Below are 15,167 nucleotides of genomic sequence, written 5' to 3'. Positions count from 1 at the left end.
CTCAGGCGGACTCGTGCGTGGACAGGGACTCGGGCGAAACGCCGAGGATGGACAGGTCGCGCAGCAGCGCTTCGGACGGGGTGGCGAGCGCGAAGGCCCGGTTGTCGGCTGCCCAGGTGGCCCGGGCCGACAGAAGGATCTGCAGGCACTGGCCGCCCAGGCGCTCGACGCTCGATCCGTCGAGAACGATCGGCGCGCCGCGGTGGCCGATAAGCGTCTCGCGCAGCTCGGACGCGGCGGTGAGGTCGAGAACGGCGGGCAGACCCACCATCTCGCCGCCCTCCGGCAGGACGAGGCCCGAGGCCTCCTCCTCGGCTTCGACGTCGGCCGGCGCCTCGGCGGCGGCGGCCGCGGCGAGCATCGCGGCGATCTCCGGCGGCAGGCCGGCGAAGGCGGCGTCGACGACGGGCTCGGCAACGACCTCGACCTCGGCGGAGACGGCGTCCGCCTCGATCTCGAGCGCGGGCGCCTCGACCTTGGCGCGGCGCCGGCGGGGCGGGGCCTTGGGGGCCGCGACCGCTTCAAGCGCGGGCACGTCCTCGGCCGGCGCGGGCTTCGAACTACGCTTGGGCATCAGAACTCCTCCCAGCCGAGATCGGCGGCGGCCTGGGCCTGCGGCTCGGCGGCGCGCATGGCGGCACTCATGCCCCCGCCCGAAGCGGCGACGGCGACGATGGCGGGCACCGGCCGGGCGCGGGGCGCGGCGGGCTCGGCGGCGCGGGGGCTGACGGCCTCGCGCATCTGCTGGCCCATGCGGCGCAGCTGCGCGACGGAGGCGCCGTCCGCGTCGGTGCGGAAGGAGGAGATCAGGCGGCCGAGCTCCTCGGTCTGCGAGCGCAGCGAGAGCGTGGCGGCCGTGGTCTCCTCGACCATCGCGGCGTTCTGCTGCGTCACGCGGTCCATCTTGTTGACGGCCTCGTTGACGTCGCCGATGCCGACCGACTGCTCCTTGGCCGAGCCCGCGATCTCCTGGACGAGGCTGTCGATCTGCGTCACCTGGGCGGCGATGCGGGTGAGCGCCTCGCCGGCGCGATTGACCAGCGACACGCCGGCGCCGACCTGGGCCGTCGAGGTGCCGATCAGCGCCTTGATCTCCTTGGCGGCTTCCGAGGAGCGCTGGGCGAGCGCGCGCACTTCGAGCGCGACCACCGCGAAGCCGCGGCCGGCCTCGCCCGCCCGCGCCGCCTCGACGCCGGCGTTCAGCGCCAGGAGGTTGGTCTGGAAGGCGATCTCGTCGATGACGCCGATGATTCGGGCGATCTGCTGCGAGGACTTCTGGATGCCGGTCATGGATTCGACCGCTTCGCGCATCACGTCGCCCGAGCGCTCGGTGTCGAGGCGGGCCGCGGCGACCGAGCCGGCCACCGACACGGCGTTGTCGGCGCTGTGCTTGACGGTCGCGGTGATCTCGTCGAGCGCCGTGGCGGTGGTGTCGAGGCTCGCGGCCTGCTGCTCGGTGCGGCGGGCGAGGTCGTCGGCCGCGTGGCCGATCTCGGTGACGCCGTTGTTGATGGTGACGACCGAGGCCGACACCTGGCCGAGGGTGGAGTGCAGGCGCTCGGCGGCGGCGTTGAACTGATCGCCGAGGCGGGCGTAGCGGCCGGGGAAGGTTTCGGTGACGCGGGCCGTCAGGTCGCCGTCGGCAAGGCGGGTCAGCGCCGCTTCCAAAAGGTCGGCGACCCGGGCGGTGTCCTCGCCGCGCATGGCGCGCTCTTCCTCGGCCATGCGGCGCACCTCGTCGGCCTCGGCACGGGCCGTTTCGGCGCGGGCGCGGTCGGCGCGGAACACTTCAACCGCCGCGGCCATGGCGCCGATCTCGTCGGCGCGGCCGAGGCCGGGCACCGCGACGTCGCGCGCGCCGGCCGACAGGCGCTTCATGGCCTCGGCCATGCCGCGGATCGGCTTGGCGAGCGAGCGCATCATGGCGAGGGCGACGAGCACGGTGGCGGCGAAGACGATCGCCGTTCCGAAGGTCAGGATCGCCTGGATGCGCGAGGCGGCGACCGTGATGCTCTCGGCCGCGGCGGAGGCGATGCCGAGGCGCACTTCGCCCTCGAGAGCGCGCATCTCGCTCATGCCCGTCGAGGTCAGCGCCGCGTCGAGCGCCTGGCCCCTCGTCTTGGGATCGGCCGCGAGATCGGCCAGGGTCCCCATCTCGTCGCGATACGAGGCGTCGAGCGCGGCGATTCGGTCGAGCCGCGGCGCCTGCTCGGGCGCCAGTTCCCGCAGATCGGCGATCGCGCCGGACAGGTCGACGCCGGCCGACCGGACGCGATCGGCCGCGCCCGCATCGCCGGCGGCGATCTGGTCGCGGGCCGCGGCCTCGCCCGCCAGGAGGGCCTGCGACAGGCGGCCGAGCGCTTCCTCGCGCCGGTGCTCCGCGTCGAGGCCGGCCTCCACCTCCTGCGCCGCCGAGACGACGTTGGACGCTTCCACGAAGGCCAGGGCGCCCAACCCCCCTGCCGCTACGGCAACGATGCCGAAGGCGAGTGTCAACTTGCGGGCAACGGTCAGAGTCATGGCAAAGCGTCTCGGATGGGAGAAGTTGGCTTCGGAGGCGCCCTTCCACAATTCGAGGTGATCGCGGGGCCGGCAGTCTCGTCGACGAAGCACAGAATGCCGGCAAGTCGATAAGAATCGGTTATCCGCGCGGACAGGCCAGAAACTTCTGCAACCTTATCAACGAGATCGATATCGTTTTGAAATTCATCTTGCGGCAAGGCTTTTCTGGGAAGGTCGCTCCAGTTCACCTGATTGGGGCGATCTCATGGCGTCCACCGCGACGTTCGACTTCGGTATGTCCTGCCTGCTGCCTCAGGCGGAAGTTCTGCGCTACGCGCTGATCGGAAAGCTCGGCAAGCTTCGCTCCAAGAGCCTCGTGCTCGATCTGTCGAAGGTCGAGACGGCCGACATCAGCCTGGTGCAGATTCTTCTGTCCTTGAAGAAGAGCGCCGCGGCCAAGGGCGTCGCGCTGGAGATGCGCTCGTCACCCACCGTTGATTCATTGCTGTCGCGCGCCGGCGTGGCGCCTTTCGGCGCGACCGGCGGCGGCAAGGAGTAAGTATAGATGAGCAAGAGCGTTCTTTGCGTCGACGACTCCGCCAGCATCCGGCAGATGGTCTCCTTCACGCTTGAAAGCGCCGGCTATTCGCCGACCACGGCCGTGGACGGGGCGGACGCGATCACCAAGCTGGAGACCCAGTCCTTCTCGCTGGTGATCACCGACCTCAACATGCCGAACCTCGACGGGATCGGCATGATCCGCAAGCTGCGGGCCATGCCCAAGCATGCCGGCGTTCCGGTGGTGATGCTGACCACCGAATCCGACGAGGCCAAGAAGGCCGAGGGCAAGGCCGCCGGCGCGACCGGCTGGATCGTGAAGCCCTTCGACCAGGCCAAGCTCGTCGCCGTCGTCAACAAGCTGATCGGGAACTGACGGTAGGACCATGGGTGGCGGGGACGTTCTCGAGACATTTCTGAACGAGGCGAAGGATCTTCTGGAACAGCTCGAGGCGGCGCTGCTCGACCTCGAGTCCCGTCCGGACGACCGCGAGCTCGTCAACACCACCTTCCGCGCCCTTCACACGCTGAAGGGCTCGGGCGGGATGTTCGGGCCCGCCGACATGGCGGCCTTCGCGCACGAGCTGGAGAACGGCTTCGAGCGCGTTCGCCAGGGCCAGGTGCCGATGACGCCCTCGCTCGCCAACGTGCTTCTCGCCTCGACCGACCACATCCGCCGCCTCCTGTTCCAGACGGGCGGCGACCATGCGGCCGAAAGCGAGCGCCTCGTCGCGCTCCTCAAGGCCGAAGTGTCGGGCGATGCTCCGACGGTCGTGCCGGTCGCGGCGAACGCGCCGACCGCCGTTCCGGCGGCGGCCCCGGCAAGCGCCAAGCGCCGCTTCGTCGTGACCCTGCGCCTTCCGGCCAAGGCCCTGACCTTCGGAACGAACCCGATCGGGCTCGTCGAGGAGGTCGCCGAGCTCGGCACCGCCACGGTCACGGTTCTCGACGACAAGCTGCCGCCGCTGGAGCGGATGACGGCCACCGACATCTATCTCGGCTGGCGCATCGAGCTGGAAACCGAGGCCGGCCGCGCCGCGATCGACGACGTCTTCATCTTCGTCGACGAGCCGGGCGCGGTCGTGATCGAGGAGCTCGATGCCGCTCCCGCGGTTGAAGCGCCCCCCGCCGCCGCGAATGCGTCGCCGGCGCCCGCCGCGGCCGCTCCGGTGGCCGAGGCCGCCGTCGCCGCGCCCCTCCCCTCCCCCGCCGCGAGCCCCGCGCCGGCCACGGCCGCCCCCACCCCTGCCAAGCGCAAGGCCGAAGCGCCCGAGCCCCGCACCGCCGAGCGCACCGAGAGCCACGTGCGCGTTTCGGCCCAGCGCCTCGACACGCTGCTTGACCAGGTCGGCGAGCTGGTGATCGCCCAGGCGCGTTTGTCGGCCCTCGCCCATCTCGGCCGCGATCCGGCGCTCACCGCCGTGGTCGAGGAGATCGAGCGCTTGTCCGCCGACCTTCGCGACAGCGCGATGGACATGCGGATGCTGCCCATCGACTCGCTGTTCAGCCGCTACCGCCGCGTCGTGCGCGACCTGTCGGGCGAGCTCGGCAAGGAGATCGACTTCATCCTGTCGGGCGAAGAGACCGAGCTCGACAAGACCGTGCTCGACCGCCTCGGCGACCCGCTCGTCCACATCATCCGCAACTCGATCGACCACGGCATCGAGGACGCGGCGCGCCGCGAGGCCGCCGGCAAGCCCAAGCGCGGCTCGCTGAGGCTCGGCGCCCGCCAGTCCGGCACCGAGGTGGTGATCACCATCGAGGACGACGGCGCCGGCCTCAACCGCACCCGCATCCTGGAGAAGGCGATCGCCGCCGGCCTCATCCCCGAGGGCACCGTGCCCCCGGAGAAGGAGATCGACGAGCTGATCTTCCATCCCGGCCTGTCGACGGCCGCCGCGATCTCGAACCTGTCGGGCCGCGGCGTCGGCATGGACGTCGTCAAGCGCACGATCAACGAGCTGCACGGCACGATCGAGATCGAGACGGAACCGGGCTACGGCACGAAGTTCCTCCTGCGCCTGCCGCTGACCCTCGCGATCATCGACGGCCTCCAGGTCCAGATCGGCTCGGCCCCCTGCATCCTGCCGCTTTCCAGCGTCGAGGAATGCGTCGAGCTGTCCGCGCTGAAGTCGAAGACCTCCAGCGGGCGCAACTTCGTCGACATCCGCGGCACCATCGTGCCGCTCCTTTGGATGAGCGAAGTGTTCGGCACGGAGAAGCCGGGCTCGGTGGTGGTCGTGGTGGACAGCGACTCCGGCCGGATCGGCGTCGTGGTCGACCAGGTCATCGGCCAGCACCAGACCGTGATCAAGCCGCTCTCCCCCATCCATCGCAACACGCCGGGCCTCGCCGGTGCGACCATCCTGGGCGACGGCTCCGTCGCCCTCATCCTCGACGTCAACCCGCTCGCGCGGCGCAGCACGCTGGCGCGGCCCGACAGCCAGCGCCAAGCCGCGTAAGGAGCCCGTTTCGTGACCGCAGACGCCGCCGAACCCACAACCGACGCAGCCGCCGGGGGCGCGGACTACCTCACCGTCGCCCTCGTCGACGACATCTTCGCCCTGCGCGTCGACCGGGTGCACGAGGTGCTCGACCCGCCGCCGATGACGCTGGTGCCCAACGCGCCCGACCACGCGCCCGGCCTCATCAACGTGCGCGGCAACGTCGTGCCGCTCGTCGACCTGCGCACCCGCCTGCGCATGGCCCGGGCCGAGAACACCGAAACGACCCGCGTGATCGTGTCCGAGGTCGGCCAGGGCGAGGACGCCTTCGCCGTCGGCGTGCGCACCGACGCCGTGTTCGAGGTGATCCACGTGCGCGACGACGAGATCGAGCCGATCCCCGAGCACGGCACGCGCTGGCCCGAGCGCTTCCTGTCGGGCGTCGTCAAGCGCGACAACCGCTTCGTCGTGCTTCTCGACCTCGAGCGCATCGTCGAGATCGGGCAAGCCTGATTTCCGCAGCGGGCCTCGGCCAGCGGCCCGCTCCCCGCCCCATCGAAACCCAAGCAACCCTCGCCGACGGGCCATAAGCCGGCTTCATACAAGGGATGAGCGCATGAGCGCCGCGTTGAACTATGCCGGGCAGGACGGGGCGGCAGCGACCGAGATCCTGACCTTCCGCCTCGGCTCGAATGCCTTCGCCATGGAGGTCCGGCACGTTCGCGAGGTGCTCGACTACAAGCCGATCGCCCCGGTCGCCGGCGCGCCCTCGAACCTCATCGGCATGATCGACGTGCGCGGCACGGGCGTGCCCGTCGTCGACCTCAAGCGCAAGCTCGGCATGCACGGGCTCGACATGGGTCCGACGCCCGACACGCGCATCATCGTCCTCGAATTCCTCATCGCCATGCGCCCGCACACGGTCGCCATCGTCGCGGACGCGGTTCACGAGGTGTCCGACGTCGCCGACCAGAAGATCGAGCAGCCGCCCCAGTTCGGCGAGAGCTGGAAGGCCGACTACATGCAGGGCCTCGGCCGACGCGGCGAGGAATTCATGACGCTTCTCGACATCGGCGCGCTGTTCGCCGACCGCGACGGCGCCGTCTTCGAGTTCTGATCCTCCCCTATCCGCGCGCCGCCCCGCCGATCCGACGCTGACTTTCAAGGTTCCCCTCATGCCCGCCGCGTCCCTGCAGCGCGTTCCCGAGGTCGACGCCGTTCCTCACTGGACGCGCGTTTCGCTCGACGACCGCGTCTTCGCCGAACTCGTCCGCCTGGTGAAGGAAAACTGCGGCATCGCCTTGTCCGACATGAAGCGGACGATGCTGGAAACCCGGCTGCGCCGTCGGCTGATGGTGAACGACATCGCCGACTTCGGCGCCTATGCCGCCTTCCTGCGCAGCGACCGCGGCAAGCGCGAGGAGATGCAGTTCTTCGTCGACGCCGTCGTGACGAACCAGACCTCGTTCTTCCGCGAGCTGAACCACTTCGAGCACCTGACTCCGGCCGAGCTGAAGCGCCTGGCCAAGGAAGGCAACGACGGCACGCTGAAGATCTGGTCGGCCGCCTGCTCCAGCGGCGAGGAGGCCTGGAGCCTCGCCATGATCGCCGACGAGGCCTCGCGCGGGGGCACCGAGTTTCCCTGGAAGATCCTCGCCACCGACATCTCGATCCGCATCCTCACCGCCGCGCGCGACGCGATCTACACGGTGGAGGACGTCGCGGCGGTGCCGGAGCGCCTGCGCCAGGCCTATCTCATGCGCTCGCGCGATCCCGACGACCGGCGCGTCAAGGTCGCGCCGGAGCTGCGGCGCAACGTGCGCTTCGGCCAGATCAACCTCATGGACGCCGACTACCGGCCGGGATCCGGCATGGACGTGATCTTCTGCCGGAACGTCCTCATCTACTTCGAGCCCGACGTCCAGCTCCAGGTCGTCGCCAAGCTGTGCCGGCACCTGCGCCCCGGCGGCCTCCTGATCCTCGGCCATTCCGACACGGTGCGCTCCAAGGCTCTGCCGCTTCGCCTCATCCGGGGCAACATCTACGAACGCCTGAGGGAGGCCCCCCGATGAAGCCCATCCGCGTCCTCATCGTCGACGACTCGGCGAGCGTTCGCGCCGCCCTCACCGAGATCATCGAGGGCGAGCCGGGCATGGAGGTGATGGGCACCGCCCAGAACCCCTACTTCGCCGCCGAGCGCATGCGCGACGAGGTGCCGGACGTCATCATCTGCGACATCGAGATGCCCCGCATGGACGGCATCACCTTCGTCCAGAAGCTGATGAGCCAGCGCCCGCTTCCCGTGATCATCTGCTCGTCGCTGGCGGAAGCCGGCTCGCGCACCGCCATGCAGGCCCTCGAGGCGGGCGCCGTCGAGGTCATCGCCAAGCCCAAGATGGGCACGCCGCAGTTCCTCCTGGAATCGCGCATGCGCATCGCCGACGCGATCCGCGCCGCCGCGCAGGCGCGCCCCCGCGCCCGCAGCCCGCAGCGCACCGACCTCGGCGTCCAGCCCAAGCTCACCGCCGACGCCGTTCTGCCCCCCTCCAACGGGCGCCCCCTCACCGTCACCACCGACAAGATCGTGGTGATCGGTGCCTCGACGGGCGGCACGGAGGCGCTGCGCCAGGTGCTGGAGCCGCTGCCGGCCAACGTTCCCGGCATCGCCATCGTCCAGCACATGCCGGCCGGCTTCACCGCCGCCTTCGCGCGGCGCCTCGATTCGCTCTGCGCCATCGAGGTGCGCGAGGCCCAGACCGGCGACCGCCTGATGCCCGGCCTCGCCCTCATCGCGCCGGGCAACTCGCACCTCCTCCTCCAGCGCTCGGGCGCGCAGTACCACGTCGAGGTGCGCGACGGGCCGCTGGTGACGCGTCACCGCCCCTCCGTCGACGTCCTGTTCCGCTCGGCCGCGCGCTCGGCCGGCGCCAACGCGCTCGGCATCATCATGACCGGCATGGGCGACGACGGCGCCAAGGGCATGCTCGAGATGCGCCAGGCCAAGGCCCACACCATCGGCCAGGACGAGGCGAGCTGCATCGTCTACGGCATGCCGAAGGAAGCCATGAAGCTCGGCGCCGTCGAGCACGAGATGCCGCTCTCCAAGATCCCCGCCGAGATCGTCCGCTTCGCCGGCTGACGCCCCTTGCCTGTTCCACCCTCCGACGCCGGACGACCTTCATGACCGCCGCGACCGCCATCAAGCACGATCCCTCCGGCTCGACGAGCACCGAGGCGCATGTCGGGCTCGACGCCCGCCTCGACGATCTGCGCGCCTGGAACATCTCCAGCGAGGCGGTCTACCTCGCCGCCGGCAACGAGCTGCAGCTCCTCTACCGCCGCGTCATGACGGTGCGCGACTGCATCCGCCGCGCCACCGAGATCATGTCGAAGGGCAAGGCCGACGAGGTCGAGGCGAACCTGCGCGCCGCCGCCGCGCAGGCGCTCAGCGCGCAGGACCTCGCCGTGGAACGCGGCGCGGCGCTGGAGCGCCTGTCGGACGCCGCCCGCTCGGCCGCGGCCGGCTCGTCCGAAGTGGCGCTGGTCTTCCGCCTCCTCGACTACGTGGTTCTCGTCGCGCGCACCCACATCGAGGCGATGACCGACGCGCGCGACGAGCTCGGCCCCTTCACCCACCACGTCCAGGAGCTGGTGGAATCCGGCCAGCGCATCGCCCGCGACCTCGACGAGCGCGTCCGCCTCCTCCTCAACTCGATCCACGAGAGCCGCGCGGTCGCGACCGAGCTGCAGTTCGCCGCCGACAGCGAGGGCGGCGACATCGCCGGCCAGTTCGACAAGCTCCTCGCCCAGCTCGACGAGCAGCGGGCCGGTGCCGACGTCGTGCGCGACGGCGCGCAGGCCTCATTCCAGAAGATCGGCGAGGCGGTGGCCGGCCTCGTCGCGGGCCTCCAGTTCCACGACATCGCCCGCCAGCGCATGGAGCACTCGCTCGACAACCTCGCGCGGCTGAAGCTTCTCGCCCGCGAGGGCCGGCTGGCGCCCGGCGGCGAGCCACTCGACCCGGCGCTGCGCGGCGCGGCGGTGAACAGCATCGCCCGCCTCGAAATGGCCCAGCTCGCCAGCCTCGCCCGCCTCTACGAGGACAAGATGGGCCACATCCAGTCGGTGCTGGGCGTGATCGACGAGGAGGTCGAGGCGAGCGACCAGCGCCTCGCCTCGATGTTCGCCTCCGGCAGCGGCCAGAATGCCGGGCGCAGCGCCATCGCCGTGCTCGAGGCCGAGGCGGCGCGCGTGCGCGCCCGCTTCCAGCGCGGCGAGAAGAACCGCCAGCGCCTCAACGACACGCTCGCGGCCTGCGTCGAGGCGGCCCATCCGCTGATCGGCATGACGGACGAGCTGGCGGAGCTGGAGCACGCGCTGCGCCTCGCCGGCTTCAACGCCGCGGTGCGCGCCGCCCACGTCGACTCGGGCGACGATACGATCGGCTACATTTCCCGCGAGATCCGCGACCAGGCCTCGATCGCCAAGGACAAGGCCGACGACGTTCGCAGCGGCATCGAGGTGGCCGTCGCCGCGACGAACGAGCTCGGCGAGCGCATCCTGCCGGCCATAGCGGCGGCCGAGGACGGCGTGTCCGCCGCCTTCGCAGCGGCGACCGGCACCCTCGGCTCCATCGAGGGCGAATGCCTGGAGCAGCTGCGCGAGGGCGCCTCCACCGCCAACGGCCTCGGCGGCCTCGTGTCCGCCATCACCAAGCTGATGACGCCGCACGTGAAGGGCTGCGCGATGATGCTGTCCGTCGGCGCGTCGCTGGCGGGCCTGTCCGCCGCGACCGCCGAGGACGGCGGCGCCGATCCCGTCGCCGTCGACGCCATCCTCGACGAACTCGGCAAGAGCTACACCATGGTCGAGGAGCGCGACATCTTCGTCGAGGTCTTCGGCCGCCTCCCCGCCTCCGCCAAGGGCTCCGCCGCCCCGGCCCCGGCGAGCGACGACCTCGACGACATCCTGTTCTGAGAACAACGACGCAGACACGAAAAAGGGGCGGTCCTCTCGGGCCGCCCCTTTTTCGCTGTCCAATGCGGAGGGTCTCAGAGCTTGCTCGTGATCTCCGGGAGCACGGTGAAGAGGTCGCCGACGAGGCCGTAATCCGCCACCTGGAAGATCGGGGCTTCCTCGTCCTTGTTGATGGCGACGATGACCCTCGAGTCCTTCATGCCGGCGAGGTGCTGGATCGCGCCCGAAATGCCGCAGGCGACGTAGAGGTCCGGCGCCACGACCTTGCCGGTCTGCCCGACCTGCCAGTCGTTGGGCGCGTAGCCCGCGTCCACCGCGGCGCGCGAAGCGCCGACCGCCGCGCCGAGCTTGTCGGCGAGCGGAAGGACGACCTCCTCGAACTTCTCTCTGGAGCCCAGCGCCCGTCCGCCCGACACGATGATCTTGGCGGAAGCCAGCTCCGGGCGCTCGGAGTGGGCGACCGCCTCACCGACGAAGGTCGACAGGCCCGGATCGCCCGCGGCATTCGCCGTCTCGACGCTGGCCGAGCCGCCCTCGCCGGCCGCGGGAAAGCTCGCCGCGCGAATGGTGACGACCTTGATCCTGTCGGTCGAGCGCACCGTCTGGAGCGCGTTGCCGGCATAGATCGGGCGCTCGAAGGTGTCGGGGCCGTGGACGGCGATGACGTCCGAGACCTGCATCACGTCGAGGAGCGCGGCCGCGCGCGGCAGGGCGTTCTTGGCCATGGAGGTCGCCGGCGCGACGATGGCGTCGTAGCCGGGCGCGAGCGACACCAGAAGGTCGGCCAACGGCTCGGCGAGATGGTGGGCGAGGCTCGCATCCTCCACCAGCAGAACCTTGGATACGCCCTGAAGCCTGGCCGCGGCGTCCGCGACCGAGCGCGCGCCCTGGCCGGCCACCAGCACGTGGACGTCGCCGCCCATCCGGCTCGCGGCGGTCAGCGCCTTGGCGGTCTGCTCGTTGAGGGCGGCGTTGTCGTGCTCGGCGAGAAGCAGAATGGTCATGGGTCGGTTCTCCCTTGTCTCGCGTCAGATCACGCCGGCTTCGTTCTTGAGCTTGCCGATCAGCTCGTCCACGCTCGCGACCTTCACGCCGGCCTGGCGCTTCGGGGGCTCGGCGGTCTTGACGACCTCCAGGCGCGGGGCCGGATCGACGCCGAAGTCGCTGGCGGTCTTCTCCTCCAGCGGCTTCTTCTTGGCCTTCATGATGTTGGGCAGCGAGGCGTAGCGCGGCTCGTTGAGGCGGAGATCCGTCGTGACGATCGCGGGAAGCGAGAGCGAGATCGTCTGGAGGCCGCCGTCGACCTCGCGCGTCACCTCGGCGCGGCCGTCCTTCAGCTCGATCTTCGAGGCGAAGGTGCCCTGGGGACGCTTGGTGAGCGCGGCGAGCATCTGGCCGGTCTGGTTGGCGTCGTCGTCGATCGCCTGCTTGCCGAGGATCACGAGGTCGGGGCTCTCGGCCTCGACCACGCCCTTCAGGATCTTGGCGACGGTCAGCGGCTCGGTGACGCCGTCGACCTTCACGAGGATGGCGCGGTCGGCGCCCATGGCGAGCGCGGTGCGAAGCTGCTCCTGCGCCTGCGCCGGACCGATCGAGACGGCGACGACTTCCGTCGCCACGCCCTTCTCCTTCAGGCGGATCGCTTCTTCCACGGCGATCTCGTCGAACGGGTTCATGCTCATCTTGACGTTGGCGAGGTCCACGCCCGTGCCGTCCGGCTTCACCCGGATCTTCACGTTGTAGTCCACCACACGCTTCACCGCGACGAGGATCTTCATGCCCGCTCTTCCTCCTTGCCCGAAAGTTGCCGGACGGGTCCCACCGCGATAGGCGAATCTGACGGAAGCGTCAAAACCGGGAGCGACATTTCCCGGCGGTTTCGCGCCAATCCACGCTCGCGCTGCGGTTCAGCGGCTCTTGCCGGGCACCCAGAGAACGTCGGCGCGCCCCTCGTCGTTGGCGATCCGCGCCGCGACGAAGAGGTGGTCCGACAAACGGTTGAGGTAGGCGAGCGCCGTGTCGGCGACGATCTCGTTCTCGCGAGCGGCCAGCGCCACCGCCAGCCGCTCGGCCCGGCGGGCGACGGTGCGGGCGAGGTGGAGATGGGTCGCGAGGGCCGAGCCCGCGGGCAGAACGAAGGAGCGCAGCGGCTCCAGCCGCTCGTTCATCGCGTCGATCTCCGCTTCGATCCGTTCCACCTGGGCGGCCGTCACCGTCAGCCGCTCGTAGGGCAGCGGCTCGCCGGTCTCGGGCGTCGCCAGCTCCGCGCCGAGGTCGAAGAGCTCGTTCTGGATGCGCGCCAGCGCCTCGTCCATGGGCCCTTGCGCGTGGAGCCGGGCGAGGCCGAGCGTCGCGTTCAGCTCGTCCACGGTGCCGATCGCCTCGATGCGCAGGTCGCTTTTCGCGCGCCGCTCGCCGGTGGCGAGCCCCGTTTCGCCGCGGTCGCCGGTGCGGGTGTAGATGCGGTTCAGCCGGACCATGATCGTTTCTCCCCTCAGCGCCCGCCGCCGAGCGCGACCAGCGCGCCGACGATCAGGAGCACGGCCAGCGCCTGGAACAGGACGCGCATGCGCATCAGCTGCTGCGAGCGGCTGGGCGAGCCGCCCTTCATCATGTTGACAAGGCCCTTCAGGAGGATGATGGCGACGACCACCATGACGAAGAGCGCGAGATAGGTGAGGACGTCGGCCATGCGGGACCCAGGCAAGGAGGGATCGGTTCGGTGACGATATAGGAACGCGCCGCCCCTGCCGCTCAGGCGGGGGCGCGGCGGCGCGTCGCGGCGGCGACGCCGATGCCGGCGAGCGCGAGCCCCGCGATCTGCACGGGCAGGAGCCGCTCGTCGAAGAGCGCCCACGCCATCACCGCGGTGACGCCCGGGGTCAGGTACATCAGCGAGGCGACGGACGAGACCGCGCCCTCGCGGATCAGCTTCAGCATCAGGAACACCGCGCCGATCGACAGGACGAAGACGAGCCAGACGAGCGCGAAGACGAGTTCGCCGTTGACCTCGACCTGCCCGGTCTCCGTCAGCGCCGCCAGGATCGCGGTCGGAACAAGCGCGCCGAGATACTGGACGCTCGTGTTGACGCGAAGGTCCAGCCCGCCGCCGAAGCGCTTCTGCCAGATCGTTCCGGCCGAGATGGCGAGCGCGGCGGCGAAGACCGGCACGAGCGTCGCGGCGTGGAGGCTCGCTTCCGCGCCGATGCGGGGGGCCACCACCATGCCGACGCCGACGAGGCCGAGGGCGAGCCCGACGAGATGGCGGGGCGCGAGGTGCTCGCCGAGGAAGAGCGCCGCGAGAACGGCCGTGATCACCGGCTGCAGGCCGACGATGAGCGCGGCGATGCCGGCGTCGAGCCCGTGGCGCACGGCGTAGAACACGCCGCCGAGATAGACCCCGTGGATGAGGACGCCGGAGATCGCCGCGTGCATCGCCTGTCGCCCGCTCGGGAGCGCCGCCCGGGCGATCAGCGCGGCGGGCGCCAGGATCAGGATCGCCAGCGCGTAGCGCATCGACAGGAAGGTGAAGGGCTCGGCATAGGGCATGGCGTAGCGCGCGCCGATGAAGCCCGTGGACCAGAGAAGCACGAAGAGCGCCGGCATCAGGCGGTCGCGGATGGGCATGGGTCGGCGCAGGCCTCCGGGGCGTCGGATCGTCGCGGGGGCGCGGCGAGCACGTCGTTTCGCGATAGTCCCGCCGGGCTCCGCCCGCAACATATCGCGGTGCGTTCACGTCTGCTTAACCCTTTCGCTTAACGGCGGGCCAACCATGCCCGTGTGACGGTCCGGCGTCGATGCGGCGCACGTCCCCCCGCGCCGCTCCGCCACGAAAGATCCATGCCCATGACATCCAAGCCCCCGCTTCTCGTTCTCGCCGCAGCACTTCTCCCCCTCGCCGCGACGCCCGCGTCCGCCGCCGACATCCTCTACGAGCCGCCGGGCGGTTCGGGCGGCTACGACGCTCCGCTCGCCTCGGACGACGGCCTCAACTTCAATGGCCTCTACGCCGGCATCCAGGCCGGCGGCTCCTTCAACGGCTCGGACGGCGAGACGTCGGTGAGCTCCAGCAACAGCGCCTTCGTCGCCGCCGGCCCGCGGCGCGATTCGGAGGACGATTCGGCGGGCGGCACGATCGGCGGCCATGTCGGCGCCGACCTGCGCTTCGGCGCGATCGTCGTCGGCGCCGTCACCGACTACGGCAAGGTCAATGCCGGCTCGGAGGCGACCGCGCGCTTCGGCGGCAACAGCGTCACCACCGAGCGGCGGGTCGATTCGCTCGGCTCGACCCGCGCCCGGCTCGGCCTCGCCAGCGACAAGCTCATGGTCTACGGCACGGCCGGCGTCGCCTACGGGCGCGTCGAGACCGAGACCCGCGTCGACGATCCCTCCAACATCGTCGGCGACGGGGTGACGCGCGACTCCGACACGCTGGTCGGGGCGACCTACGGCGGCGGCGTCGACTACATGATCCACGACAAGGTGAGCCTGGGCGCCGAATACACCTACACCAACCTCGGCAACGCCGATTCGCCCGCCCGCTTCAACGAGCGCGGCGGGGGCCGCTTCACCGTCCAGGATGCGGGCGAGGACGTGAAGCTGCACAAGATCGAGGGCAAGCTCTCCTACCACTTCTTCTGACCGCCCCCGCGCGGCGGGTCTCGCGCCCGCCGCGCGAAGGGTTTA

At 70.6% G+C, this 15,167-nt stretch carries 16 protein-coding genes; 9 read left to right on the top strand and 7 right to left on the bottom strand.

Features of this window, described 5'->3' with window-relative positions; translation table 11 throughout:
• Position 1 precedes the first annotated feature (1 nt).
• Together FZN60_RS28770 and FZN60_RS00830 are read right to left on the bottom strand one after the other, a co-directional pair.
• Positions 2-574 carry an STAS domain-containing protein gene (locus FZN60_RS28770; RefSeq protein WP_246726507.1) on the bottom strand — a complete coding sequence of 191 codons (573 nt, stop codon included), beginning with the start codon at positions 572-574 and terminating at the stop codon, positions 2-4.
• Positions 574-2,520: a methyl-accepting chemotaxis protein gene (locus FZN60_RS00830; protein WP_158870078.1), complete on the bottom strand. Its 1,947-nt coding sequence runs from the start codon at positions 2,518-2,520 to the stop codon at positions 574-576. The genes FZN60_RS28770 and FZN60_RS00830 overlap by 1 nt, the downstream gene beginning before the upstream one ends.
• A 247-nt stretch (positions 2,521-2,767) precedes the next feature.
• Here FZN60_RS00830 and FZN60_RS00825 point away from each other — a divergent pair, with 247 nt between their 5' ends.
• The 8 genes from FZN60_RS00825 to FZN60_RS00790 all read left to right on the top strand — a co-directional run bounded on the left by FZN60_RS00825 (position 2,768) and on the right by FZN60_RS00790 (position 10,481).
• Complete coding sequence (locus FZN60_RS00825; RefSeq protein WP_158870076.1) at positions 2,768-3,061, top strand: STAS domain-containing protein; 294 nt, start codon at positions 2,768-2,770, stop codon at positions 3,059-3,061.
• A gap of 6 nt (positions 3,062-3,067) precedes the next feature.
• Positions 3,068-3,436 (top strand): response regulator, encoded by a 369-nt coding sequence (locus FZN60_RS00820; RefSeq protein WP_158870074.1) that lies wholly within the window; start codon positions 3,068-3,070, stop codon positions 3,434-3,436.
• Positions 3,437-3,446: 10 nt separating this feature from the next.
• Complete coding sequence (locus FZN60_RS00815) at positions 3,447-5,522, top strand: chemotaxis protein CheA (RefSeq protein ID WP_158870072.1); 2,076 nt, start codon at positions 3,447-3,449, stop codon at positions 5,520-5,522.
• A 12-nt stretch (positions 5,523-5,534) separates the two neighbouring features.
• Complete coding sequence (locus tag FZN60_RS00810) at positions 5,535-6,017, top strand: chemotaxis protein CheW (RefSeq protein ID WP_158870070.1); 483 nt, start codon at positions 5,535-5,537, stop codon at positions 6,015-6,017.
• A 103-nt stretch (positions 6,018-6,120) separates the two neighbouring features.
• Positions 6,121-6,621, top strand: a complete 501-nt coding sequence (locus FZN60_RS00805; protein ID WP_158870068.1) for a chemotaxis protein CheW — start codon at positions 6,121-6,123, stop codon at positions 6,619-6,621.
• A 58-nt stretch (positions 6,622-6,679) separates the two neighbouring features.
• Positions 6,680-7,576: a CheR family methyltransferase gene (locus FZN60_RS00800; RefSeq protein ID WP_158870066.1), complete on the top strand. Its 897-nt coding sequence runs from the start codon at positions 6,680-6,682 to the stop codon at positions 7,574-7,576.
• Positions 7,573-8,643 (top strand): protein-glutamate methylesterase/protein-glutamine glutaminase, encoded by a 1,071-nt coding sequence (locus tag FZN60_RS00795; protein WP_158870064.1) that lies wholly within the window; start codon positions 7,573-7,575, stop codon positions 8,641-8,643. The genes FZN60_RS00800 and FZN60_RS00795 overlap by 4 nt, the downstream gene beginning before the upstream one ends.
• A gap of 41 nt (positions 8,644-8,684) precedes the next feature.
• Positions 8,685-10,481 carry a hypothetical protein gene (locus tag FZN60_RS00790; RefSeq protein WP_158870062.1) on the top strand — a complete coding sequence of 599 codons (1,797 nt, stop codon included), beginning with the start codon at positions 8,685-8,687 and terminating at the stop codon, positions 10,479-10,481.
• Positions 10,482-10,555: 74 nt separating this feature from the next.
• On the opposite strand, the gene FZN60_RS00785 is transcribed toward FZN60_RS00790, so the two are convergent.
• The 5 genes from FZN60_RS00785 to FZN60_RS00765 all read right to left on the bottom strand — a co-directional run bounded on the left by FZN60_RS00785 (position 10,556) and on the right by FZN60_RS00765 (position 14,108).
• Entirely contained in the window at positions 10,556-11,485 is a 930-nt protein-coding gene (locus FZN60_RS00785; RefSeq protein ID WP_158870060.1) for an electron transfer flavoprotein subunit alpha/FixB family protein, read from the bottom strand.
• A 24-nt stretch (positions 11,486-11,509) separates the two neighbouring features.
• On the bottom strand, positions 11,510-12,259 hold the full coding sequence (locus FZN60_RS00780; RefSeq protein ID WP_158870058.1) for an electron transfer flavoprotein subunit beta/FixA family protein: 750 nt from the start codon (positions 12,257-12,259) through the stop codon (positions 11,510-11,512).
• A gap of 129 nt (positions 12,260-12,388) precedes the next feature.
• The gene (locus tag FZN60_RS00775) at positions 12,389-12,961 is read right to left on the bottom strand and encodes a cob(I)yrinic acid a,c-diamide adenosyltransferase (protein ID WP_158870056.1); all 573 of its coding nucleotides are present in this window, start codon (positions 12,959-12,961) and stop codon (positions 12,389-12,391) included.
• A gap of 14 nt (positions 12,962-12,975) precedes the next feature.
• The gene (locus FZN60_RS00770; protein ID WP_158870054.1) at positions 12,976-13,173 is read right to left on the bottom strand and encodes a twin transmembrane helix small protein; all 198 of its coding nucleotides are present in this window, start codon (positions 13,171-13,173) and stop codon (positions 12,976-12,978) included.
• A gap of 62 nt (positions 13,174-13,235) precedes the next feature.
• Positions 13,236-14,108: a DMT family transporter gene (locus FZN60_RS00765; RefSeq protein ID WP_158870052.1), complete on the bottom strand. Its 873-nt coding sequence runs from the start codon at positions 14,106-14,108 to the stop codon at positions 13,236-13,238.
• A 219-nt stretch (positions 14,109-14,327) separates the two neighbouring features.
• On the opposite strand from FZN60_RS00765, the gene FZN60_RS00760 reads away from it, so the two are divergent.
• Entirely contained in the window at positions 14,328-15,122 is a 795-nt protein-coding gene (locus FZN60_RS00760) for an outer membrane protein (RefSeq protein ID WP_158870050.1), read from the top strand.
• Positions 15,123-15,167: the final 45 nt, after the last annotated feature.

The sequence above is a fragment of the Antarcticirhabdus aurantiaca genome (assembly GCF_009765365.1).
Lineage (GTDB): Bacteria > Pseudomonadota > Alphaproteobacteria > Rhizobiales > Rhizobiaceae > Antarcticirhabdus > Antarcticirhabdus aurantiaca.
This window is presented reverse-complemented; position numbering and strand designations above follow the sequence as displayed.

Coding starts and splice junctions, on each gene's coding strand:
- FZN60_RS28770 (WP_246726507.1), bottom strand. CDS start 574: ATGCCCAAGCGTAGTTCGAAGCCCGCGCCGGCCGAGGACGTGCCCGCG.
- FZN60_RS00830 (WP_158870078.1), bottom strand. CDS start 2,520: ATGACTCTGACCGTTGCCCGCAAGTTGACACTCGCCTTCGGCATCGTT.
- FZN60_RS00825 (WP_158870076.1), top strand. CDS start 2,768: ATGGCGTCCACCGCGACGTTCGACTTCGGTATGTCCTGCCTGCTGCCT.
- FZN60_RS00820 (WP_158870074.1), top strand. CDS start 3,068: ATGAGCAAGAGCGTTCTTTGCGTCGACGACTCCGCCAGCATCCGGCAG.
- FZN60_RS00815 (WP_158870072.1), top strand. CDS start 3,447: ATGGGTGGCGGGGACGTTCTCGAGACATTTCTGAACGAGGCGAAGGAT.
- FZN60_RS00805 (WP_158870068.1), top strand. CDS start 6,121: ATGAGCGCCGCGTTGAACTATGCCGGGCAGGACGGGGCGGCAGCGACC.
- FZN60_RS00800 (WP_158870066.1), top strand. CDS start 6,680: ATGCCCGCCGCGTCCCTGCAGCGCGTTCCCGAGGTCGACGCCGTTCCT.
- FZN60_RS00795 (WP_158870064.1), top strand. CDS start 7,573: ATGAAGCCCATCCGCGTCCTCATCGTCGACGACTCGGCGAGCGTTCGC.
- FZN60_RS00790 (WP_158870062.1), top strand. CDS start 8,685: ATGACCGCCGCGACCGCCATCAAGCACGATCCCTCCGGCTCGACGAGC.
- FZN60_RS00785 (WP_158870060.1), bottom strand. CDS start 11,485: ATGACCATTCTGCTTCTCGCCGAGCACGACAACGCCGCCCTCAACGAG.
- FZN60_RS00780 (WP_158870058.1), bottom strand. CDS start 12,259: ATGAAGATCCTCGTCGCGGTGAAGCGTGTGGTGGACTACAACGTGAAG.
- FZN60_RS00775 (WP_158870056.1), bottom strand. CDS start 12,961: ATGGTCCGGCTGAACCGCATCTACACCCGCACCGGCGACCGCGGCGAA.
- FZN60_RS00770 (WP_158870054.1), bottom strand. CDS start 13,173: ATGGCCGACGTCCTCACCTATCTCGCGCTCTTCGTCATGGTGGTCGTC.
- FZN60_RS00765 (WP_158870052.1), bottom strand. CDS start 14,108: ATGCCCATCCGCGACCGCCTGATGCCGGCGCTCTTCGTGCTTCTCTGG.
- FZN60_RS00760 (WP_158870050.1), top strand. CDS start 14,328: ATGACATCCAAGCCCCCGCTTCTCGTTCTCGCCGCAGCACTTCTCCCC.